The organism is Asaia sp. W19 (genome assembly GCF_003994335.1).
In the GTDB taxonomy this organism is placed as follows: Bacteria; Pseudomonadota; Alphaproteobacteria; order Acetobacterales; family Acetobacteraceae; genus Asaia.
The window spans coordinates 1-20818 of sequence record NZ_PNQZ01000013.1; the positions used below are offsets into that span (position 1 = coordinate 1).

Consider the following 20818-nt stretch of genomic DNA (forward strand, 5'->3'; position numbering starts at 1 on the left):
ACGTCTGTAGTTCTTTCCAAAAAAAAGAATAAATCAGTCAGCACTCTCATCATCAGAACCACTGGTTCAGACAACACCAAAGCGCCGCCAACATATCCCTTCCATTCCTATTCAATTTTCAAAGAACCCTGCCTAAACTACTGATCTTACTCAGTCTTTCAGGCAGCCACCCCAGCGTCGTCCGCTGCGGTGAACGGGCTTTTAGACCCCACACACACCACCGTCAACACCATTCTTCAAAAAAACAGAACTTTCTTCCCTTGCGAGACAGAACGCCTGAGCGCGCAATGAAGCGTCACAAATCGTGTGTTGTTTCCCCGCCCCCAAAAAGACCTATTTAGGGTCGATGTTTTTGCTGAGCCCACCAAGAGGTTTCGCACCGCTTTTCCCGAGGGGCCATGACGGATCCCGGCAAGCAGAGCTCGGCTCGATTGCCAAAATTTAAGCCATCCAATCATCACGTTTCCAATATCCTCTCTTGTAACTTCAAGAGAGAGGCACAAAAAACTCGGCCAATTACAATCGAGCGCTGTGGCGGGCGATTTAACGATGCGGCAATCACAGGCCGCGACATATGAGGCAGGAGACGTGAGGGAAGTATCGATGAGACATTCCACGACCATGTCCAGAACCGGTAACTGATTCCGCACCATGATGAAGATAGCCTTCCCATATATCGCGCAGCCTCACCAGACCTTGCATTCCTTGCCGATCGCCATGGAGATCGCCTCCCGTCACACCGACACTGAGGTGCACGTGGCGTGCACGACTGAAGCGCATCTCGACTACGCGAAAACCCTGAGCGCCTTGTACCCCCAGGCACGGGCGCGGTTTGACCTGTTGAAAATGCCCGAGATACTTCGCCGCCGAATAGAGCATTCGGGACCGGGCGTCATTGGCAAGCTGGCGAGCCTGTTTTTCAATCGGGACTACTTCTCCCGTTTCGAGGCCATCGTGGTGCCCGAACGAACCTCGCTCTATCTACGCCGTATGGGGATTCACAAGCCCCGCCTGATATGGACCCGCCATGGGGCCGGCGATCGCGCAATTGGTTTTGCGCGGGACGTCAAGGAGTTCGATTTCGTCCTGCTTTCTGGCAAGAAGATCGAAGAGCGTCTCCTCTCCCAGGGGGCAATCAGCCCTGGACGCTATTATCGTGGCTCCTATGCCAAGTTTGATATCGTTCGGCGTATGGCCCGCGCGCGCCCGGCCCTGTTTGATAACGGTCGACCGATTGTCCTTTATAACCCGCATTTCTCGTCCAAGCTGTCGTCATGGCCGCTGATGGGCGAGCAGATCCTGCAGTATTTTGCCAATCAGGATCGGTACAATCTGATCTTTGCGCCGCACTACAGGCTGTTCGACAAACACCGGCAGGAGGGGGAGCAACTCGTTTCCCGCTTTGCTCATCACAATCATATCCTGATCGATCCGGGCAGCCCGCGCAGCATCGACATGACCTACACCATGGCAGCCGACCTGTATCTAGGCGATGTCAGTTCACAGGTTGCCGAATTTCTCGTGCGCCCACGCCCTTGCGTGTTTCTCAATGCGCACCAGATCAGCTGGGAAGCTGATCGAAACTATCACTTCTGGAATCTAGGTCAGGTTCTGGACAATGCCGATGGTTTATCCGCCGCTCTGGAAGCTGCTGTGACAAAACATGACGATTTCCTTGAGGCGCAACGTCAATATATACTAGATACCTTCGAATTCACCGATGACGGCCCGACCGCCCCGGGCGCAGCCGACGCTATCGTCGACTACCTGCGCAGCGCCGCCTGACACGATACGCATGACACGGACCGGGGTTTCCCCTGTATTCCGACACCACGACAGAATGAAAAGCAGAGCAGACACAACACGATGACGCCGAACCAAACGCCCGTTCCTACCGCCTCGAACCAGAAGCGCCGTCATGGCGACTTTCCGACGTTCAGCGCTGCGCTGGATTACGCGGCGCAGGGAACGGCGGGATTCAACATTTACAATGGTCGTGGCCAGCTTCTTGAGGCGCTCCCCTACCGCGTGCTGCGCGAGCAGGCGCTTGATACCGCGCGCCGTATGCTCGGCGCAGGCCTGAAGAGCGGCGATCGCGTCGCTATCATTGCCGAGAGCGACGGCGATTTTGCACGTATCTTCTTCGGGTGCCAGTATGCCGGGCTCGTTCCGGCCCCCCTGCCTCTTCCCATCGCCTTCGGTGGACGCGACGCCTATATCGCCACGCTGCGCGGTATGGTCTCTGCCTCTGGCGCGCGCGCCGTCATCGTTCCCGAGCTGATCGGGTCCTGGACAGCCGACATCATCGCCGGGCTCGATCTGGCTTTTGGCGGCTCTCCCGCAGAACTGCTTGCCCTAACGGCATCAGCGGAAGCGCTGCCCGAAATCGGCTCACAGGATCTTTCCTATCTGCAGTTTTCCTCAGGAAGCACCCGTTTCCCCATGGGCGTTGCCGTAACCCAGGCGGCAGGCATGGCGAATGCGCGCGCGATCGCGCGCGACGGGCTGCAGGTGACCGAAACCTGCGATCGCTGCGTTTCCTGGTTGCCGCTCTATCACGATATGGGGCTGGTCGGTTTCTTCCTCACCCCCATGACCTGTCAGCTTACGGTCGATCTTCTGCCTACACGCGAGTTCGCTCGCCGTCCTCATGTCTGGCTCGATCTGATCAGCCGCAATCGCGGCACCATCGCCTACAGCCCGTCCTTTGGCTACGAGCTCTGCGCACGACGCCCTGTTTCTGGCGATCTTGATCTCTCCTGCTGGCGTATTGCCGGGATCGGCGGCGACATGATCCGCCATCATATCCTGGAAACCTTTGCCGAGCGATTTTCAGCCTATGGTTTCGACGGTCGTGCCTTCGTCGCCAGCTATGGCATGGCTGAGGCGACGCTCGCGATCAGTTTCGCCCCGCTCGATACAGGCATCAAGACCGACACGATTGATCTGCGCAGGCTCGAGACCGAGGGTGTCGCTTCTGCTTCCGACGACCCGTCTCACGCATTGCGCACGTTTGTTCTTTGCGGTCTGGCGCTGCCTGAACATGACATCCAGGTACGCAATGCCAAGGGAGGTCTTCTGCCGGAGCGCCATGTGGGCATGGTTTACGTCCGCGGACCCAGCCTGATGCGCGGCTATTTCGGACGCCAGCCTGAAACGGATGAGGTCCTCGACGACAAGGGGTGGCTCAACACGGGCGATCTCGGCTACATGCTCCATGGGGAGATCGTGATCACTGGGCGCGCCAAGGATCTGATCATTATCAACGGCCGCAATATCTGGCCACAAGATCTTGAATGGTCGGCCGAACACGAAATCGCCTCGCTTCGCTCACGCGATGTGGCCGTGTTTGCTGTTGAGGAAGAAGCCGGCGAACGCGTGGTGGCCCTCGTCCAGTGTCGTGCGACGAATGAAGAGGATCGCGCCAAGCTGCGAGAAGAGACCATGGGGCTCTTCCGTCGCCAGCATGGCATCGACGTTGACGTGATCCTGGTACCTCCCCATACCCTGCCCCAGACCTCTTCTGGCAAGCTGACACGCGCGCGCGCCAAGGCCATGCTCCTTGCCGGTCAGTTCGAGACGACGACGAGCAGCACGGCAGCATGAGCCGACAGGACGACGCCAGGTCTGACTGCGCCGTCCCGCTCTTGCATCAGCTTGAGACGTCTACGCCCCGTTCACGCCCTCCCTCTGGCTATTCGACACCCGCTGTCGCATAAGACCCTCCATCTGAGGGCGCTCCGCGCCCTGACGTGCAATTTCGGAGATCCCCCATGGCCGATACGGTTGACTCCATCTCATCGATGATCGTTGAAAAACTGCTCGCCAATCCGAAAGTCCCCCGCGACATCTCGGGCGACAGCAAGATTGTGGAAGATCTCGCCTTCGACTCTCTGGCAGTCATGAACTTCGTGATGGAAATCGAAGACGAACTCGATGTGTCCGTCCCGCTCGACAAGCTGGCCGATATCCGCACCATTCATGATCTCGCCGTGTGCCTCGCCTCTCTCAAGTCCGGTGGTCAAAACTCGTGACCGACATCTTCGCAAAATATGCGGGGCTCAAGGCTGCAGCAGCCGGGCTTACCGCCCATTCTCCGCGCAACCCGTTTGGCGTGATCATCGACCATCCGGTTTCAGCGACGGTCGGCCTGATCGAAGGGCGCGAAACGCTTCTGTTCGGCACCAATAACTATCTTGGCCTGAGCCAGTCCAAAGCCGCAGCCGATGCAGCCATTGATACCGTCCGTCGTGAGGGCGTCGGTACGACCGGCTCCCGTATTGCGAACGGTACCTTCGCCCTGCATCGCAAGCTCGAAATGCGTCTCGCTGACGTCTTCCGTCGTCGCCATTGCATGATTTTCTCGACCGGATATCAGGCCAATCTCGGCGCGATCTCGGCGCTGGCTGGCAAGGATGACGTGCTGCTTCTCGATGCCGACAGCCACGCAAGCATTTATGATGCGAGCCGCCTCGGATATGCGCAGGTCATCCGCTTCCGTCATAACGATCCCGCTGATCTCGATCGTCGCCTCGCGCGGCTGAAGGATCACCAGGGCGCCAAGCTCGTGGTGGTCGAAGGCATCTATTCAATGACTGGCAATGTCGCGCCAATGCGCGAATTCGCCGAGGTCAAGAAGAAGCATGGCGCCTATCTGCTCGCGGATGAAGCCCATTCCTTCGGCGTTCTGGGGGAGAATGGCCGCGGCGTGGCCGAGCGCGACGGCTGTGAGGACGATGTCGATTTCGTCGTCGGCACGTTCTCGAAGAGCCTTGGCACGGTAGGCGGGTATTGCGTTTCAAACCTCGACGGTCTCGAGCTCATCCGCCTGTGCTCGCGCCCTTACATGTTCACAGCCTCGCTTCCGCCCGAAATCATCGCCGCGACGCTGGCTGCTCTCGACGAGATGCAAGCGCGCCCTGAACTGCGCAAGCAGCTTTACGCCAATGCCGAGCAGCTCAATCATGGTCTGCATGCTCTGGGTCTCAATACGAGCCCGCATGTCAGCCCGGTTGTGGCCGTCACCCTGCAAACGGTCGAGCAAGCTCTCGCTTTCTGGAATCGCCTGCTCGAGCTCGGCGTCTACGTCAATCTCTCCCTTCCCCCGGCGACACCGGACGAGCATCCGCTTCTGCGCTGCTCGGTGATGGCCGTGCACACGAGAGAGGAAATCCATCGTGCACTGTCCGTCTTCGCTCAGGTCAAGAGCGAGGTACTGGGCTGAGCGCGGGAGACAACCCGTCGACCAGATTGAAGAAAGGGGAAGGGCCAATGGCTCCTTCCCCTTTTCTATCCCCTCATGCCGCGCAGAAAGATACTGCGCGCACGCCATAGCAGCACAGGGAGACAGAGTAGTGGATGGCGAGCCTCGAAGCTGGAAAGCCTCAACTGAAAGCCGCTATGACGCTCTATCTTCCAGGCGAGATAGGCCGCCCCATTTTTGAATGTGAAGGCGGCCTTGATCAGACGCGCCACGTTCCGCCAGCGCCCGCGTTGTGCCATGCGCACCCAGCGACGTTCTGCGCGCCGGCGTTGCGCTGCAGAAAGATGAGGCACGAGCGCCGCATCGGTACCATCATGAGAGAGTCCGCAAAGATCCCAGGCAGGACGCAGCAGGGCTTCGTAACGGGCCTCCTGCCCCGCAAGAATGGCCGCACCACGACTAGCATTCTCGACTCTCAGTTCGGCACGATAGGTCCGGCGGAACAGGGCCTCCCACCAGCCCTGAGCTGAGTACGGCCCCGTTGCGAGGCGTGCCGCCCAGCCAGACGCTGTTACAACGCAGTCACGCAGGATCTGCAGGACAGAATCGGCAACGTCAGGCCCGCTCACCCAGACGAGGCGTACCGGCTGACAGAAACGTGCCCAGAGCGTGGTGTCCATGGCACGGGGTGAAGACCCCGCCCTGAATTGTGCGCACGTGAGCAGGGCCACCTTGGCGCGCAAAGTTACCCCTTCAATCTCATGCTCGGCGTAGAAGACATTGGGCGGCAGAACCGCATTGCCCAGACGGGCGAGGTTCCCGGCTGGCCAGTCTGTCAGACGATCAAGGATGATATAGAAATCGAAAACCCCGTCCGGATCGAACTGCCTCAGTCCCGACCCGTAGAACAGCACCGCGAGAGCGCGCCTGCCACCAAGAATTGCCCTGACAAGCGCGTGCAGCCGAGGATCCACCGGCGTCGTCAGCTCGGCAATCAGAGTCTCGTCCAACTGCCGACGCGCCTCGGCCCTGAGCCCGGAGGCGGAGGCATTTCGAGGCTCAGTCATGGATGAAGCCGAATTCCGGCCCTTCGGAAAGCTTGATCCGATTGCTGGCACCCGGAGCAAAACGCTCGCCATCCAATACAAAATCGCCTTTGCAGGTCACGATGAGTTCCCCTGCCCGGCCGCTCGAATAATCGCGGCTCTCGCGCAGCCAGGAGGGCGCGCGACCACGCAGCAAAGACCACGTCGCCTGAAGCAGGCGGGCGGGATGGGCACCCACATGAAGAAAATGCAGGCCACCCGTCCGCGCCCTGCCTGTGTTCCAGAAGGGCCAGATACCCAGATTGAGGCGCTGGAGCGCTGTTGAGAGCAGGAGGAAACTGTGACCATCGGCCAAAACCTCGCCATCGCTTTCAAGCGTCAGGCGATCACCCGCAAGCCATGTCTCACGCTGCCGCCGCCAGAGCAGGCTTCCGAAAGCACCGATCAGCGTCACCGCGACAGCGAGGTTATGCGGTGCATAGCGCAGGACATGCGGCGAGTGCGCTATGGCAATGGCGCGCGCATATCCCGAGCTCCCCTGGAACATGCCCAGACGGGTTTCGTGCTCGCCTTCCGGCCAGGAGATCTCGAGGGGGCGACGCTTCGTGCGTGGCAGTGTCTCGTGCTTCTGGCAGAGCTGCCTGAGGGCCTCGACCCCACGGCGCGAGAAGCCGATATCCTGCGCGATGAGGTTGGTATTACCCGATGGGAAAATGGCCAGCTCCGGCAGGGCGTCGGCAGGATAGCAGCGTGCTACGGCCGTCATTACGTCGCTGACGGTGCCATCACCACCATTGATCGCGATGAGCCTCACATTGCGACGGGCAAGGGAGGCCACCATCTCCATCATCTCTTCATGAGAGGCGGGCACCAGAAATCCCTCGCCAAGGAGTTGGCGCGCGAGGGTCGCAAATCTTGTGCCATCCCGTCGGTTCTTGCGACTGCGCGGGTTGTGAATGAGGGCTAGGCGCAAGGCAGTATCATTTATGTTACGGTCTTCCCTTCAGCCCGACGGAACATCGGGGGTCCGCCTTGCGCGGCGCCATAGCATGACTTAGGCAGCGGGACCAGAAACCGATTGGTCATTTTTGGATTTTGCCGTTCTCGGCCTCGAGCCAATCGCAAGGGAGAGAGAAGCCGATGGCCCTGACTGAAACAGCATCTGTGGTCCTGGCGCATCTCTCCGACGTGCATCTCCCGCCCCCGTCTCCCCTGCCCTCATGGCGTCACTTCCTGAACAAGCGTGCTCTGAGTGTCGCGTCCTGGAAGCGCCACCGACAGCATCATCACCTCCCGGCGCTGAGTGAAGCCGTATGCCACGATATCGAAGCCGCCCGACCGGCCCTGATCCTCAACACGGGTGATCTGACCAATTTCGGCCTTGCCCATGAGTTCGAAGCCGCGGCCGCCTGGATGCGCGCGCAGGCACCGCGCATGCTTGTGGTGCCGGGCAATCACGACGCGATGGTTGCGCGCGACTGGCCCGGTACAGTGAGCCAATGGGCAGAATGGATGGATCAAACCGCCTCGGACGATTTTCCTTATCTCGTGAGGGCGGGTGATCTGGCGATCATCGGCGTGAACAGCGCACTTCCTACCCCTCCTTTCATGGCTTGTGGCCGTGTTGGCAAGGCACAGGCCGATCGACTTGCAATGCTGCTCGATTCTACCCGCGCCTGCTGCCGGATCGTGATGATCCATCATCCGCCGCGTCCAGGTCTTGTGCCCTGGCGCAAATCCCTGCTCGACCATCGTGCCGTTGCGCGGATTATCGCGCACCATGGTGCAGCCTGCGTACTGCATGGGCACTCTCATAACGCGACGCTCGCGACCGTTCCGGGCAGCACCATTCCCCTGATCGGTGTTCCCTCGGCATCTTTGCTTTCCTCGCGCCCCTGGCGCCATAGTGGCTGGAACCGGATCGCCGTCACGCGGCGGGAGAACGGATGGGAGATTGACCTGACTACAAGGCAATATACGCAGCGTGATGGATGGCGCTGCAGTCGTCACCGGCAATGGTATGTCCAAGGCGGACACCGCTGATGCGCCTCCCTCATTTCCCGACCCTGGACCGCTATCTGCTTGCCCAGCTCCTGCCCCCCTTCATCGTGTCTCTCGCCGCTGTGCTGGCAGCACTCCTGCTCGAACGGCTTCTGGTGCTGTTCGACGATCTCGCGGCGGAGGGAAGTTCTCTCGCCACCTTCGTCGCTCTGCTGACAGATCTCCTCCCCCATTACCTGGGGCTCGCCCTGCCCGCCGCACTTTGTGTCAGCGTCTTCCTGATCATCAGGCGCATGAGCGACAATAACGAGATCGACGCGCTCATGGCGAGTGGCGTGTCCCTCCTGCGTATTGCACGGCCTTATATGTGGGCAGGTGTTTGTCTTGGGTTCGGCAGCATTCTGCTCTATGGCTATATCCAACCCGTCGCGCGCTATGATTTCAGGTCAGGCTTCTACTATGCCGCGCATTCGGGCTGGGCGCCGCATCTGCAGGCCGGCATGTTTGCCACGACCTCTGGCGATTCGATGCTCACAGCTGACCGCGTCACGCAGAATGGCACCGTTCTGCATGAGGTTTTCATCCGGCAGCGCGAGGCCAACGGCGCCGTGCGTATCATCACCGCGCATCGAGGGCTGGTGACGGCCGTTCCATCGCTCAAGCAGACGCGCCTGGATCTGTGGGACGGGCTGATCGTGTATGACCCGCGCGATGACAGTAACAAGGCTACCCAGACACGCTTTGCGCATTCCATGCGCACCTTCGATCAGGGCCATGACACGGAAGCTTTTCGCTCTCGAGGCATCGATGAGCGCGAACTCACCCTCGTGGAACTGGCAACCCAACTCGAAGCGTCGCATCAGAAGGATACGGGGCCTGATGACAGCCGCATCTCGCGTTCCAGCCTCCGTGCAGAACTTGATTTCCGGCTCGCCCGTGCGCTCGCCATCCCCTTCATTCCGCCTCTTGCCGTTGCACTCGCCATCGGAGCGAAACGCCGCAGGCCCATCATCGGACTGATCGCACTGGCACTAATTCTGGTCGGGTTCGATCACATGCTTCAATTCGGGCACGGGCTGATCGCGACGGGGCGCATGCGCGGCTTCTATGCGATATGGCTCCCCGAGATCCTGTTCTGCACGATCTGCCTCGCCTCGATCTTCCGGCGCTCACGCGGTTCCTGGCTGCGCCGCAAGGCCATTCCGCTCCGTGAAACGGGAGCGACGCCATGACCCCTCCCCAGGCGGGACGCTCCGTTCTTCTCACGCATCTTACGCGCTCCCTGCTCAGCCGGACCGTGCTTTGCGGCGCCATTCTCGTCTCCATGCTCGAAATCCTTGGGCTTCTGGAGATGACCACACCTATTCTTGAGCGTCATCTTGGCGCTCTCGGTATGGCGCATTATGCCCTGCTGCGCCTGCCCAGCCTCGCCGTGCAGACCTTGCCGCTCAGCACGTTGATCGGCGCCTTGTTCCTCCTGATGCAGATGACCCTAAATAGTGAAATGGCGAGCTTGCGGGCAACGGGTCTTTCCACGCGTCGCCTGCTGCGCCTGCTCCTGCCCGCCATCGGAATCATCAGCCTCGCGGGGATAACCACGCAGGAAATCGTCGCACCGCGCACCGAACTGGCGCTTGCCAAATGGTGGAACCGGACAGACCCGAAAGCTGCGGGGAGCGGTCACGGATTCTGGTTTCACGCCGAAGGCAATGTCGTGCATATCGACAGCTTCAGCGAGGGCGGACAGCGCATTCAGAAAGTGGGTCTGTACCACCGCATCACTGGCGGCGATCTCGTCGCCACAGATACCGCTCCGGAGCTCGTTTATGACGCCGCTTCGGGGTGGAGGGCGGGCGCCGTGCGCAGCCTGACACTCAAGAGCAACCGGGTTGAAATCGAGAGACGCGCGAATGTGGTGCTGCTGCCCCGCAGTATCACGCCGGATACGATCATTCAGCTGTCCCAGAACTACCCGACCCTTTCATTCGGCACTCTCTGGTCCATATTACATCGGGGCGGTGCTTCGAGCCTGCCCAAGGCGACCTATCGCATGGCGCTCTTTGCGCCTTTCGTCCTGCCGGTTTCCCTATGCGCCATGCTCCTCATGGCGCTGCCGGTCATCTATATCCCGCCGCGCGCCGGTACGCGCAGCTTTCTGCCAATCGCGGCTCTCGCGGCCGGTTTTGGTTTCATCGTACTGCAAGGCCTGATACAGGCTCTTGGCAACGCGGGAACCTTGCCCGCACTCGTTGCCGTCATGGCGCCTCCCGCCCTGGCATTCCTCCTAGGAGGGGCATGGATCGTGAAGATGGAAGAGAAATGAGCACGCTCAATTCTGATCAACCGGAGGGCTTCTGGCGCGCCTTCTGGAACGCCCGAAAAAACCAGGGCACCCTGCGCACGGGACGAAGCTTCGACCTCGGCAAGATGAGCCTTCCGCATCTCTGGATGGCGTATCTCACCTATCCCACCATCCTGCTCTATTTTGCCCTTATCCTCGCCTCGGCAGGCATGGCGCTCTATCTGGGGCCGCAGGCAACAGGAACGCTCGTGACCATCCTTCTGGTCGTCGCGATCTATCCTTTCGCCTGGTACGCCATCCATCGCTTTATCCTTCATGGCCGCTGGCTTTACCGTAATCCGCTGACAGCCTCGCTCTGGAAGCGCGTCCATTTCGACCATCATCAGGATCCGCATCTGCTGGACGTACTGTTCGGTTCGCCCCTCAATACCATTCCGACCATTGCCATCATCGTCATGCCCATTGGCTGGGCCATTGGCGGGGAAAGCGCCGCTTTTGCCGCGCTTTCGACCGGACTGGTCATGACCTGCATCTACGAGTTCTTCCACTGCATCCAGCATCTCGCCTACAAGCCGCGCTGGGCCTGGGTGGCCAAGATCAAGCAACTGCACGTGCTGCATCATTTCCACGACGAAGATGGCAATTACGGGATTACCAATTACGCTGCCGACCGGCTCTTCGGCAGCTTCTACAAGGATGCCCGCGCCCGTCCCCGCAGCGCCCATGTGTTCGATCTCGGCTATGATCTGGATGAGGCGCAGCGGTATCCCTGGGTCATGAAACGCACGGGAGCACCGCCCAAGCAGCGGCCCGACGGCGCAAGGCGAGGCAGCACAGCCCCGTGACCTTGCCCGTTCTCGTTCTTGCCGGGTCGCGCGATGGGGCACAGGACCCACTCGCCCGGCACGGTCATGTGGCCCACAAGGCCCTGCTCCCGGTAGCAGGGCGCCCGATGATCGATCATGTGCTCGAAACGCTTTCGTCCGTACCGGAGCTCGGCCCGCTCTATGTGAGCATCGAGACGCCCCAGGCTCTGGAGCCACTGGCACCCACGTTCACCTGCCTCCCCACAGCCAGGGGGCCCAGTGGCAGTGTGGCCCTCGCGCTGGATGAGTTGGGTACGCCTTTGCTGATTACCACTGCCGATCATCCCCTTCTTGAAACAGAATGGATCAGGCGCTTCCTCGAAGCGGCCGAAGCGACTGACTGCGATCTGGCAGTCGGGGTCGCCTTGCGTCAGACGATCGAGCGCGATGTCCCGCACACGAAGCGAACCTACATCCCGTTGCGTGACATGAGCTTTTCGGGCTGCAACCTGTTCCTGCTCCGAAACACGAGGGCGCGTGCCGTGATCACGCTCTGGCAGTCGCTTGAGCGCGACCGCAAGCATCCGCTCAAAATGGCGCGGACCCTGGGTCTCATGACGCTCCTGCGCGCTGCGTTCCGTCGTTTGACAAGCACTCAGCTTACGGGGCGCGTGCGCCGGATTACAGGCGCGCATGTGGCCCTGATCCCGATCGATGATGGTTGGGCTGCCGTGGATGTCGACAAGCCCCTCGATCTCGACCTCGTCGAAACCCGTCTGTCCAAGCGCGCATGAAGATCGCTTACGTCATCAACTCCGTGGAGGGCGGCGGCGCAGCCCTGCCGGTTCCCGCGATTACGCAGGTCATGCGTGAAAACGGTCATGAAGTGATCGTTCTCGCGCTGACCAGGCGCGACGGGCGCGCCATCAAGCCCATGCTTCAGGCGGGCTTGACCGTTCATGTGCGCGAAGGCGGTCGCAAGGACCACCTTGCCGCTCTGCTCTGGCTAAACCGCGAAATCGGCGAGCAGAAGCCTGACCTGATCTGGACTTCCCTTACGCGTGCAACGCTTCTGGGTCAGCTGGTCGGATTGCGCCGCCGCCTGCCCGTGGTGAGTTGGCAGCACTCTTCGCGGCTCAAACCCGCCAATGCCCGGCTGCTGCGCCTGATGCGCGGGCTCTCGAGACTTTGGATTGCTGACTCGACCTGCGTTGAATTGGAAACCGAGCGCAAGCTGGGACTTCCCCCGAGCAAGCTTACCTGCTGGCCGATATTCCGCGCGAGCCACGATTTCCCGATAGCGGTCCCGTGGTCGGAGGGCGGCCCGATTAGAATAGGCAGTCTCGGACGCCTGCATCCGGTCAAGGGCTATGACGTGCTCTGCGCGGCCGTACGGTTGCTTGGCAAGATAGAGGGGCTGCCGGAGTTCGAAGTGCATATCGCTGGCGAGGGTGAGGAACGCGACCGGCTGGCAGAGCTGATTGCGCGTGATCGTCTGCCCGTGATCCTCGATGGCTATAATGCCGACCCCAAGGAATTTCTCTCAAGCCTGCAGATCTACGTCCAGCCATCCCAGTGGGAGGGGCTGTGCCTCGCCGCCCATGAAGCGCTGCTTTGCGGCGTACCGGTCATCGCATCGGAGGCGGGTGAACTGCCCCATACGATCACAGAATCCTGTGGCCGCATCGTCCCGCCAAATGATTCCGACTCCCTCGCTCTTGCCATGGCCGAACTCCTGCGTGCGCCCGCGCGCCTTTCTGCCATGGGAGCGACGGGGCGCGAGCGTGTTCTCTCACGCTTTGACGCCGCATCCTTCGACCGGCGGGGTCGGGAAATCCTAGCGCGCCTCGAAAGCACCCTCTGAGCGAGGCTGCGAAAGCGCGCTGGAAAGCCGGAAATCCATCTGGGCAAAAATGACGCAAGCGACGAGAAGCAAGATCCAGACCATTCTGGGAGCGGCCTGTCGCTCGAGAAAGGCCGCCGCAGCAAATGCACCGAGCGCGACCACATCCAGGGCGAAGTGCAGACGCTCGTCCAGATGCCCGCAGAGATAACCCAGCACAAAGACGATCACCCCCAGAAGGGCGCAGCTCAACGCCTTCTCGCGCTGCAACCAGCGGGAAAGGGAAGTAACCTGATCAGCTCTGTCACGTTTATCCGGCAAGTTTCTCTCCCAACCCGGTCACGGTCATGTCTTCGTTGGATAAAGGCACGCGCAGAAGATGCAACCTCCCGATCGCCCCACACATGCTTTTGCCGCAGACAGCGCGAAGGCGGGGGACGCAGCGGAAGCCAATTCCCCCGCGCTCTCCCTGCCAGAAACCCAGTTCGCGATCAGACGAGCCGTGCTTGGCCTTTGCCGGACCATGCGCTGGGCTTGTGTGAATGAATTCTCCCTTCCCGCAGCAGGCAGACGTGCCGATGTCATGGCCCTCACCCAGAGCGGGGAACTGCACTGCATCGAGATCAAATCTGGCCCGCGCGACTACCTGAGTGACAGGAAATGGCCGGAATATCGTGCCTGGTGTGACAGGCTTTATTTTGCCGTGGACCAGAATTTCCCCCGTGAGCTGATCCCGGAAGATGTCGGACTCTTCATCGCCCATCTGCCGGAAAGCCCCTCAACCATCCTGCCGGAATGTGCGATGATACGCGATGCGCCGCTCATCAAGCTGGCGGCCGCCCGCCGAAAGACGCTGATGCAGCTTTTCGGCCATGGCGCCGCCTTGCGCCTCATGGCCCTTGAAGATCCCGCCATGACGGCCTCTCTTCGCGCGGCGAGACGTGTTGACTAAGGAGTTCCTGCATGACCGATCAACGCCTGATTGCCCAACGTCTGGAAGTGGCGCGCGCCGTCGTGGCCGATGCCGCTGCTCTGGCCATGGCAATGAGGCCGCCACCGGGAGGTCCGGTCGGCACGACCAAGGGCCTGCAGGATTACGTGACCGAAGCCGACATGGCGGTGGAGGCACTGGTTTCAAAACGCCTCGAAACCCTTTTCCCTGAGGATGGGTTCATGGGCGAGGAAGGCGGTCGCCAGAGACAGGGAGGCCTGACCTGGGTGATCGATCCGATCGACGGCACCTCCAATTATGCTCGTGGTCGTGAACGCTGGTGTGTCTCGCTTGGTCTGATGCAGGGCAACATCCCGGTGGCGGGTGTGATCAATGCCCCGGCTCTGGGAGAAATCTACACGGCGCAGCGCGGTGTGGGCGCGTGGATGAACGGTCGGGCGCTCAAAGCCTCACCCGTGGACGACACCAGAAGCGCCATGGTCGAAATGGGGTGGAGCGCAAAGGTTTCGCCCGAAACCTTTGCCAATCTCTCCAAGGCCTTTCTGGAGCTCGGTATCGCCCCCCGCACGGGCGCCTGTGGAGCCCTGGCTCTGGCCGATGTCGCCTCGGGACGCTGCGATGGCTATCTCGAAATCGCCATCAATCTCTGGGACGTGGCGGCAGCGCTCGTATTGCTGCATGAGAGCGGGGCCCGGGTCTCGCCTTTCCTGCGCGATGGCGGGATGACAGGATGTATCTCCATTCTGGCGGCCGCGCCCGGCGTAGCCGAGCCCATCGCCCATGCGGCGGGCATGGAACTGCTCTGAGCAACACAGCCCCATTGGGGGGAAGGTTTCGCCTTGAATGATCCCGGGACGCCGCGCCGCGGCTCTTTACGCATCGCGCGTTAAGGGCCACCCTGCCCCACCATTCTCACGCCATAATTACCCGTCACGGCTAGGTTTCCCCTGACGGATCCAGATACGAGGCCCAGATACTCATGGTTTCTTTCCCCCGCCGACTCGTCGCCTCGACGGTACTTCTGGCATCGGGCCTGACCGCCCTTCCCGCCGTGGCCGCATCGAAGCAGCAGGCGCTGGTCGATCGGGCAACGCTTGCCGTACAGGACATCTTTCAGGGTACGAACCCCAATTCCCGCGCGCAGCGTTATCTCGCCAAGGCGCGCGCTGTCATGGTGTGTCCCTCGGTGTTTCGCATGTCGATCGTCTTCGGCGGTGCAGGCGGCGGATGCCTCCTGCTCTCGCGCGACGCGCGCGGCTCCTGGTCGGACCCCGCCTTCTACACGCTCAGCTCAGCCTCTATGGGGATTCAGCTTGGAGTGGAGAGCTCGGAGCTCATGTTCTTCGTGATGTCCGATCGCGGACTTCAGGCACTCCTCGACAGTCAATTCAAGTTCAGCGCCGGGGCTTCGGCCTCATTCGCTAATATGGGAAGCGGGATCGAGAGCGGATCGGCTGGCGCCTCGAACACGGATATTCTCGCGCTTCAGAAGTCATCGGGACTGTTCGCAGGCGCCTCGCTTGGCGGTTCGAAGCTGACTATCGACAGCGGATCCAACCGGGCGTTCTACAACCAGCCAGTGGGTCCCGAAGATATCGTGATCTCAATGCGCGTGAACAACACGGGCGCCGACCCGTTGCGCCGCATCCTTATGCAGGTGGTTCAGCAACAGGGCAGTACGCCGCAAACCACCACCACACCCGCCACGACGGCAGCAGCAACGTCAGGCAGCGCGGTGGGCTCCAGCCCCTACCCTGCCAATTACGACAGCCACAAATCCTTCTCGAGCCAGTCTCATGGAGCCATCAAGAGCGAGTCACTCGCTGCGCCCAAATAGGGGATCTAGCGGCGCTCCGGGGGATTACCGCCCCCTGAGCGTCGCGCGTCGAACTGATACGTCTTTCTTCGAGGCCGGTCCATCATTCAGGAGCGCCTTGGCGATGCCGGAAACGCCTCCTGCTCAGAACGTCACGGATGGGCGGGCGCTACGGTCTTCGGCTTCGCAGCATGCGCGGATTTCATCGTTCTGAGCGCCTCAACACGCTGATTATGCTCGCGCAGATCATGCGAGAATCCATGCCCCCCTGTCCCATCCGCCACGAAATACAGCATATCGCCCTGCGCGGGATGCGCGACCGCCTCCAGTGCGGCCACACCCGGTGAACAGATAGGACCCTCGGGAAGGCCATCGACAACATAGGTATTATGCGGGCCCGGACGATGCAGCTCGTCATGGGTCACGCCATGATCCAGCACTCCCAACCCCTCGCTCAGGTCATAGATGGCTGTCGGGTCTGATTGCAGCTTCATATTCTGCCCCAGACGATTCAGGAACACGCGGGCCACCATGGGCCGCTCGGCATTCACCCCCGTCTCCCGCTCAACAATCGAGGCAAGGATCAGAAGCTGTTCGGGAGAGGCAAGGCCGATCGATGGATCACGCTGGGCCCAGACACGCGCGAGGGTCTGTCTCATGAGCGTCTCAAGGCGCAGTGCGATCTGCGCACGCGGCGTACCCCGTTCGTAAGCAAGGGTCTGAGGCAGGATTGCGCCTTCCGCGAGCGGGGGCAAGGGCCCCGTAAGCAGCGGGGCCTCACCCAATATCAACGCGATCTGCCGGGCCGTACGTCCTTCAGGGATCGTGAGAAAGTGCCGGACCGGTGGCGCATGACGCAGGATCGCCAACACGTCGAGCACCGAAGCACCAGCCGGGAAATGCAGCTCGGCGGCATGGAGCGCGCCTTGCGTCGTCGTCAGCCTCGTAATCAGGCGGAACTGGAATTCGGAGATACGCCCCGGGGGAATGATCTGCGCCAACGCGAGATCATGGGCGATATGTGCAGTGCTGCCGTGAGGCACGACGTGATCGGTCGCTACTGCGAGCGGCCCGGTTCGGCGCGCGTAGGACCAGGTCCAGCCCGCGCACCCCGCCGTGCTCAGAACAAGAAGAAGGAAGAGGGCAAGAACGACTCGCTTCATGCCCGCATTCCGTGGATCAGACGCCCTTGACGATCAGGCTGGCATTCGTGCCGCCGAAACCGAAGCTGTTGGAGAGAGCGATGTTGATCTTGCGCTGCTGGGCCTCATGGGCCACGCGGTCGATCACGCTCTCACGCGCCGGGTTGTCCAGATTGAGCGTCGGGGGCGCCACGTTGTCACGAATGGCAAGCATCGAGAACATGGCCTCGACCGAACCCGCCGCACCCAGGAGATGCCCTGTAGCGGATTTTGTAGAGGACATGGCCACACTCTTCGCGTCCGCGCCGAAGAAGCGCTCAACCGCATCGAGTTCCAGATCATCTGCCATGGTGGAGGTGCCGTGCGCATTGACGTAGTCGATATCCGCCGGGCTGATACCAGCCGAACGCAAAGCCGCCGTCATGGCACGAAACGCACCCTCATGACCCTCGGCAGGCGCCGTGATGTGATGGGCATCGCCCGAGAGGCCATAGCCGATGATTTCGCCATAGATCTTCGCGCCACGCGCCTTGGCGTGCTCGTACTCCTCGAGCACCACAATGCCCGAGCCCTCGCCCATGACAAAACCGTCGCGATCACGGTCCCAGGGGCGCGAGGCCTTTTCCGGCGTCTCGTTGAAGCTCGTCGAGAGCGCACGAGCCGAGGAGAACCCGGCAATACCGAGCGGGCAAACGGCAGCTTCAGCACCCCCAGCGATCATGACATCAGCATCGCCGAGCATGATGAGACGGGTTGCGTCACCAATCGCGTGCACACCCGTCGCGCAAGCGGTTACGGCCGAGTGGTTCGGTCCCTTGAAACCATAGCGAATTGAGACATGACCCGAGATCAGGTTGATCAGGGCAGAAGGGATGAAGAACGGTGACAGGCGCCGCGCCTTGCCGCTCGCCACGGTGAGCGAGGCGTCGTAGATCGTCTGCAGACCACCGATACCCGAGCCGATCATCACGCCGGTTGCGCAACGGTCTTCCTCGGTTTCAGGCTTCCAGCCGGAATCCTCTACGGCCTGGATGGCAGCCGCCATGCCAAGATGGATAAAGCGATCCATCTTCTTCTGGTCCTTCGTCGGAACCCAGTCGGACAGCGTCAGGCCACCTTCTGCCGTCGGTCCCTCGGGTACCTCACCCGCCACATGGGCCGGGAGATCGCTTGGGTCGAAGCTGGTGATGCGACCAATGCCGGTCTGTCCGGCGATAAGACGTTGCCACGTCTGTTCCACGCCCACCGCCAGTGGCGTGACAAGCCCCATACCGGTGACGACGACGCGTCTTTCTTTCATTGCCGATAGGTTTGCCATCATGGGCGGACGAAGCTCCAGTCATAAAGGCCTTCTCCCGGCGGCTGCCAAAGGGGAGAGGCTGTCAATCTCGTCGTATGTCCCGGCTCCGCTGAAAGGGGGAGCCGGAGAAAGATCATTGCATCGGGTCAGTATACCCGATGCAGCCGGATCAGGCGGCCTTCTGCTTTTCGATGTAGTCGATGGCGTCCTTGACGGTCGCGATCTTCTCGGCGGCATCTTCGGGGATTTCGACGCTGAAGGCTTCTTCGAACGCCATGACCAGCTCAACCGTGTCGAGGCTGTCAGCGCCGAGGTCGTCGATGAAGGAAGCGTCAGGGGTCACCTTGCTCTCTTCAACGCCGAGATGCTCAACAACGATTTTCTTAACCTTATCGGCGATTTCGCTCATCTGTTCTGGCTTCCTGTGTGCCCGGCAATTCGGGCGGTTCGAAACTGTTTACCATCCGTCTGGTTGCCCAGTCGGTCCCCGTCTTTACTCCAGAGGCGGCGCTCACGGCCAGTGCTCTGAATCGCGGACCGAAGATCGGGCCCCGGCGGGCCATGTTGCCCACGCTTCGGACGAAGCAGCGGGCGCTTAGCATGGTTTACCCTCACACGCCAAGCTTTGCGTGCGCGAGGAACCGATGCCCTTATGGCATGGCCATGCCACCATTGACGTTCATGGTCATGCCCGTCACCCAGCCAGCCTCTTCAGACGCCAGATAGACCACGGCGGCGGCAATATCCTCGGGCTTGCCCATGCGTCCGAGCGGAATGGACCCAAGCAGCTTGTCACGCTGAGCCTCTGGCAGAACGGCCGTCATCGCCGTCTCGACAAAGCCCGGCGCGATCACATTGACCGTGACCCCACGCGAGCCGGTCTCCTGCGCGAGCGACTTGGTCATGCCGATCATGCCAGCCTTGGCTGCAGAATAATTTGCCTGACCACCATTGCCGGTCACGCCCACGATGGAAGCGATATTGATGATGCGACCGGCGCGACGGCGCAGCATCCCCTTGAGCGCCGCACGGCACAGACGGAACGGGGATTCGAGATCCACGGTCATGACCTGCGACCAGTCATCATCCTTCATACGGATGATCAGGCCGTCTCGCGTGAGACCTGCATTATTGACCAGGATATCCAACGGCTTGCCCAGAAGCGCTTCCGCCTTGCCCACCAAAGCGTCGGCCTCTTCTCCCTTGGAGAGATTGGCGGCGCAGACATGCACCCGCTCACCAAGAGTGGCTGCCACTTCGGCAAGCGCGGCCTCACGCGTTCCCGACAGGACCAGTTCGGCGCCCTGCGCGTGCAGCGCGCGGGCGATGGCCGCGCCCAGACCACCGGAAGCTCCGGTTACAAGGGCGGTTTTTCCTTCAAGATTGAACATTGTTCTCTTCTCCACGCTTTCAGAGGTCACGCAGCAGCGCCTCGATTTCCTCAGGGGTCCCCGCATTGCGCGCGGTCATATCTGGGGCGATACGCCTCACCAGACCCGTCAGCACCTTGCCGGCGCCGAGTTCAACCTGCGAGGTCACGCCCATGGCCGCCATGGCCAGCACACTCTCGCGCCAGCGTACCGAGCCCGTCACCTGCTGAACCAGCAATTCCGGAATACGTGTGGCATCGGTATTCTTGCCCGCCGTCACGTTCGTGATGACCGGAATGAGCGGTGTTGCGATCTCGGCGCGTGCCAGCGCCTCAGCCATACGCTCTGCTGCAGAACCCATGAGAGAGGAATGGAACGGGGCGGAAACAGGCAGCATCACGGCACGCTTCACACCCTTCGCCTTGGCCAGCGCGATCGCGCGCTCGACCGCAGACAAGCGACCCGAAACCACGATCTGACCACCACCATTATCATTGGCGAGCTCGATCGTTTCATGGCGATCCGCCTCACCCTCGATGCTCAGTCGGGCCGCCTCGGCGCAGATCTCGTGAGCGAGTTCGGCCTCGACGCCCAGAAGAGCTGCCATACCCCCTTCACCCGCTGGCACGGCTTCCTGCATGGCGAGGCCACGCAAACGCAGCAATCTGGCAGTCTGGGCAATCCCGAGGGCTCCGGCAGCCGCAAGGGCCGAGTACTCACCAAGAGAATGCCCGGCCACCACCGTTGCCTTGTCCGACAAGCTGAAACCACCCTCGCTTTCGAGGACACGCACAGTCGCCAGAGACACCGCCATCAGAGCCGGCTGCGTGTTTTCGGTGCGTGTCAGCTCTGACGCCTCACCGGCAAAGATCAGCTTCGACAGATGCTCGCCCAGCGCATCATCGACTTCCTGAAAGACTTCACGCGCTGCCGGAAAAGCCTCGTAGAGGCCCTGCCCCATCCCGATGGACTGGCTCCCCTGCCCCGGAAACACGAATGCATGCACTGACATCGGCTCTTTTTCATCCCAAGATTGA

At 61.1% G+C, this 20818-nt stretch carries 21 protein-coding genes; 13 read left to right on the forward strand and 8 right to left on the reverse strand.

Features of this window, described 5'->3' with window-relative positions:
- Positions 1-654 precede the first annotated feature (654 nt).
- The 4 genes from C0V97_RS01655 (at position 655) to spt (ending at position 5224) form a co-directional block, all read left to right on the forward strand.
- Positions 655-1785: a CDP-glycerol glycerophosphotransferase family protein gene (locus C0V97_RS01655; protein WP_127100699.1), complete on the forward strand. Its 1131-nt coding sequence runs from the start codon at positions 655-657 to the stop codon at positions 1783-1785.
- An 81-nt stretch (positions 1786-1866) separates the two neighbouring features.
- A complete protein-coding gene (locus C0V97_RS01660) occupies positions 1867-3606 on the forward strand; it encodes a fatty acyl-AMP ligase (RefSeq protein ID WP_127100102.1) in 1740 nt (579 codons plus the stop codon).
- Positions 3607-3773: 167 nt separating this feature from the next.
- On the forward strand, positions 3774-4034 hold the full coding sequence (locus tag C0V97_RS01665; RefSeq protein ID WP_127100104.1) for an acyl carrier protein: 261 nt from the start codon (positions 3774-3776) through the stop codon (positions 4032-4034).
- On the forward strand, positions 4031-5224 hold the full coding sequence (spt, locus tag C0V97_RS01670; RefSeq protein ID WP_127100106.1) for a serine palmitoyltransferase: 1194 nt from the start codon (positions 4031-4033) through the stop codon (positions 5222-5224). Before C0V97_RS01665 ends, spt begins: the two co-directional genes overlap by 4 nt.
- Before the next feature lie 65 nt (positions 5225-5289).
- On the opposite strand, the gene C0V97_RS01675 is transcribed toward spt, so the two are convergent.
- Together C0V97_RS01675 and C0V97_RS01680 are read right to left on the reverse strand one after the other, a co-directional pair.
- On the reverse strand, positions 5290-6270 hold the full coding sequence (locus C0V97_RS01675; RefSeq protein WP_127100108.1) for a hypothetical protein: 981 nt from the start codon (positions 6268-6270) through the stop codon (positions 5290-5292).
- Positions 6263-7222 (reverse strand): diacylglycerol kinase family protein, encoded by a 960-nt coding sequence (locus tag C0V97_RS01680; protein WP_127100110.1) that lies wholly within the window; start codon positions 7220-7222, stop codon positions 6263-6265. The genes C0V97_RS01675 and C0V97_RS01680 overlap by 8 nt, the downstream gene beginning before the upstream one ends.
- Before the next feature lie 167 nt (positions 7223-7389).
- Here C0V97_RS01680 and C0V97_RS01685 point away from each other — a divergent pair, with 167 nt between their 5' ends.
- From C0V97_RS01685 to C0V97_RS01710, 6 genes are all read left to right on the forward strand, one after another.
- Positions 7390-8292 (forward strand): metallophosphoesterase, encoded by a 903-nt coding sequence (locus tag C0V97_RS01685; RefSeq protein WP_127100112.1) that lies wholly within the window; start codon positions 7390-7392, stop codon positions 8290-8292.
- Positions 8292-9482, forward strand: coding sequence for an LptF/LptG family permease (locus tag C0V97_RS01690; protein WP_127100114.1), 1191 nt, complete (start codon positions 8292-8294; stop codon positions 9480-9482). Before C0V97_RS01685 ends, C0V97_RS01690 begins: the two co-directional genes overlap by 1 nt.
- Positions 9479-10573 (forward strand): LptF/LptG family permease, encoded by a 1095-nt coding sequence (locus C0V97_RS01695; RefSeq protein ID WP_127100116.1) that lies wholly within the window; start codon positions 9479-9481, stop codon positions 10571-10573. The genes C0V97_RS01690 and C0V97_RS01695 overlap by 4 nt, the downstream gene beginning before the upstream one ends.
- Before the next feature lie 104 nt (positions 10574-10677).
- On the forward strand, positions 10678-11397 hold the full coding sequence (locus C0V97_RS01700; RefSeq protein ID WP_233581941.1) for a sterol desaturase family protein: 720 nt from the start codon (positions 10678-10680) through the stop codon (positions 11395-11397).
- On the forward strand, positions 11394-12152 hold the full coding sequence (locus tag C0V97_RS01705; protein WP_127100120.1) for a nucleotidyltransferase family protein: 759 nt from the start codon (positions 11394-11396) through the stop codon (positions 12150-12152). The genes C0V97_RS01700 and C0V97_RS01705 overlap by 4 nt, the downstream gene beginning before the upstream one ends.
- The gene (locus C0V97_RS01710; protein WP_127100122.1) at positions 12149-13222 is read left to right on the forward strand and encodes a glycosyltransferase family 4 protein; all 1074 of its coding nucleotides are present in this window, start codon (positions 12149-12151) and stop codon (positions 13220-13222) included. Before C0V97_RS01705 ends, C0V97_RS01710 begins: the two co-directional genes overlap by 4 nt.
- On the opposite strand, the gene C0V97_RS01715 is transcribed toward C0V97_RS01710, so the two are convergent.
- Positions 13196-13522, reverse strand: a complete 327-nt coding sequence (locus C0V97_RS01715) for a hypothetical protein (RefSeq protein ID WP_127100124.1) — start codon at positions 13520-13522, stop codon at positions 13196-13198. The genes C0V97_RS01710 and C0V97_RS01715 overlap by 27 nt on opposite strands.
- Positions 13523-13580: 58 nt before the next feature.
- Between C0V97_RS01715 and C0V97_RS01720 the strand changes: the two genes are divergently transcribed.
- The 3 genes from C0V97_RS01720 to C0V97_RS01730 all read left to right on the forward strand — a co-directional run bounded on the left by C0V97_RS01720 (position 13581) and on the right by C0V97_RS01730 (position 15990).
- The gene (locus C0V97_RS01720; protein ID WP_127100126.1) at positions 13581-14153 is read left to right on the forward strand and encodes an MmcB family DNA repair protein; all 573 of its coding nucleotides are present in this window, start codon (positions 13581-13583) and stop codon (positions 14151-14153) included.
- An 11-nt stretch (positions 14154-14164) separates the two neighbouring features.
- Entirely contained in the window at positions 14165-14959 is a 795-nt protein-coding gene (locus tag C0V97_RS01725) for an inositol monophosphatase family protein (RefSeq protein ID WP_127100128.1), read from the forward strand.
- A gap of 173 nt (positions 14960-15132) precedes the next feature.
- Positions 15133-15990, forward strand: coding sequence for a lipid-binding SYLF domain-containing protein (locus C0V97_RS01730; protein ID WP_127100130.1), 858 nt, complete (start codon positions 15133-15135; stop codon positions 15988-15990).
- 131 nt (positions 15991-16121) lie between these two features.
- Here the strand turns inward: C0V97_RS01730 and mltG are convergent, their stop codons facing one another.
- The 5 genes from mltG to fabD form a co-directional block, all read right to left on the reverse strand.
- The gene (gene mltG / locus C0V97_RS01735) at positions 16122-17132 is read right to left on the reverse strand and encodes an endolytic transglycosylase MltG (RefSeq protein ID WP_127100132.1); all 1011 of its coding nucleotides are present in this window, start codon (positions 17130-17132) and stop codon (positions 16122-16124) included.
- A 16-nt stretch (positions 17133-17148) separates the two neighbouring features.
- Positions 17149-18411 carry a beta-ketoacyl-ACP synthase II gene (fabF, locus tag C0V97_RS01740; RefSeq protein ID WP_370264834.1) on the reverse strand — a complete coding sequence of 421 codons (1263 nt, stop codon included), beginning with the start codon at positions 18409-18411 and terminating at the stop codon, positions 17149-17151.
- Positions 18412-18580: 169 nt separating this feature from the next.
- The gene (locus tag C0V97_RS01745; protein WP_023978090.1) at positions 18581-18820 is read right to left on the reverse strand and encodes an acyl carrier protein; all 240 of its coding nucleotides are present in this window, start codon (positions 18818-18820) and stop codon (positions 18581-18583) included.
- Between the two features lie 241 nt (positions 18821-19061).
- Positions 19062-19802 (reverse strand): 3-oxoacyl-[acyl-carrier-protein] reductase, encoded by a 741-nt coding sequence (gene fabG, locus C0V97_RS01750; protein WP_127100136.1) that lies wholly within the window; start codon positions 19800-19802, stop codon positions 19062-19064.
- A 19-nt stretch (positions 19803-19821) separates the two neighbouring features.
- Positions 19822-20793 carry an ACP S-malonyltransferase gene (gene fabD / locus C0V97_RS01755; protein WP_127100138.1) on the reverse strand — a complete coding sequence of 324 codons (972 nt, stop codon included), beginning with the start codon at positions 20791-20793 and terminating at the stop codon, positions 19822-19824.
- Positions 20794-20818 lie beyond the last annotated feature (25 nt).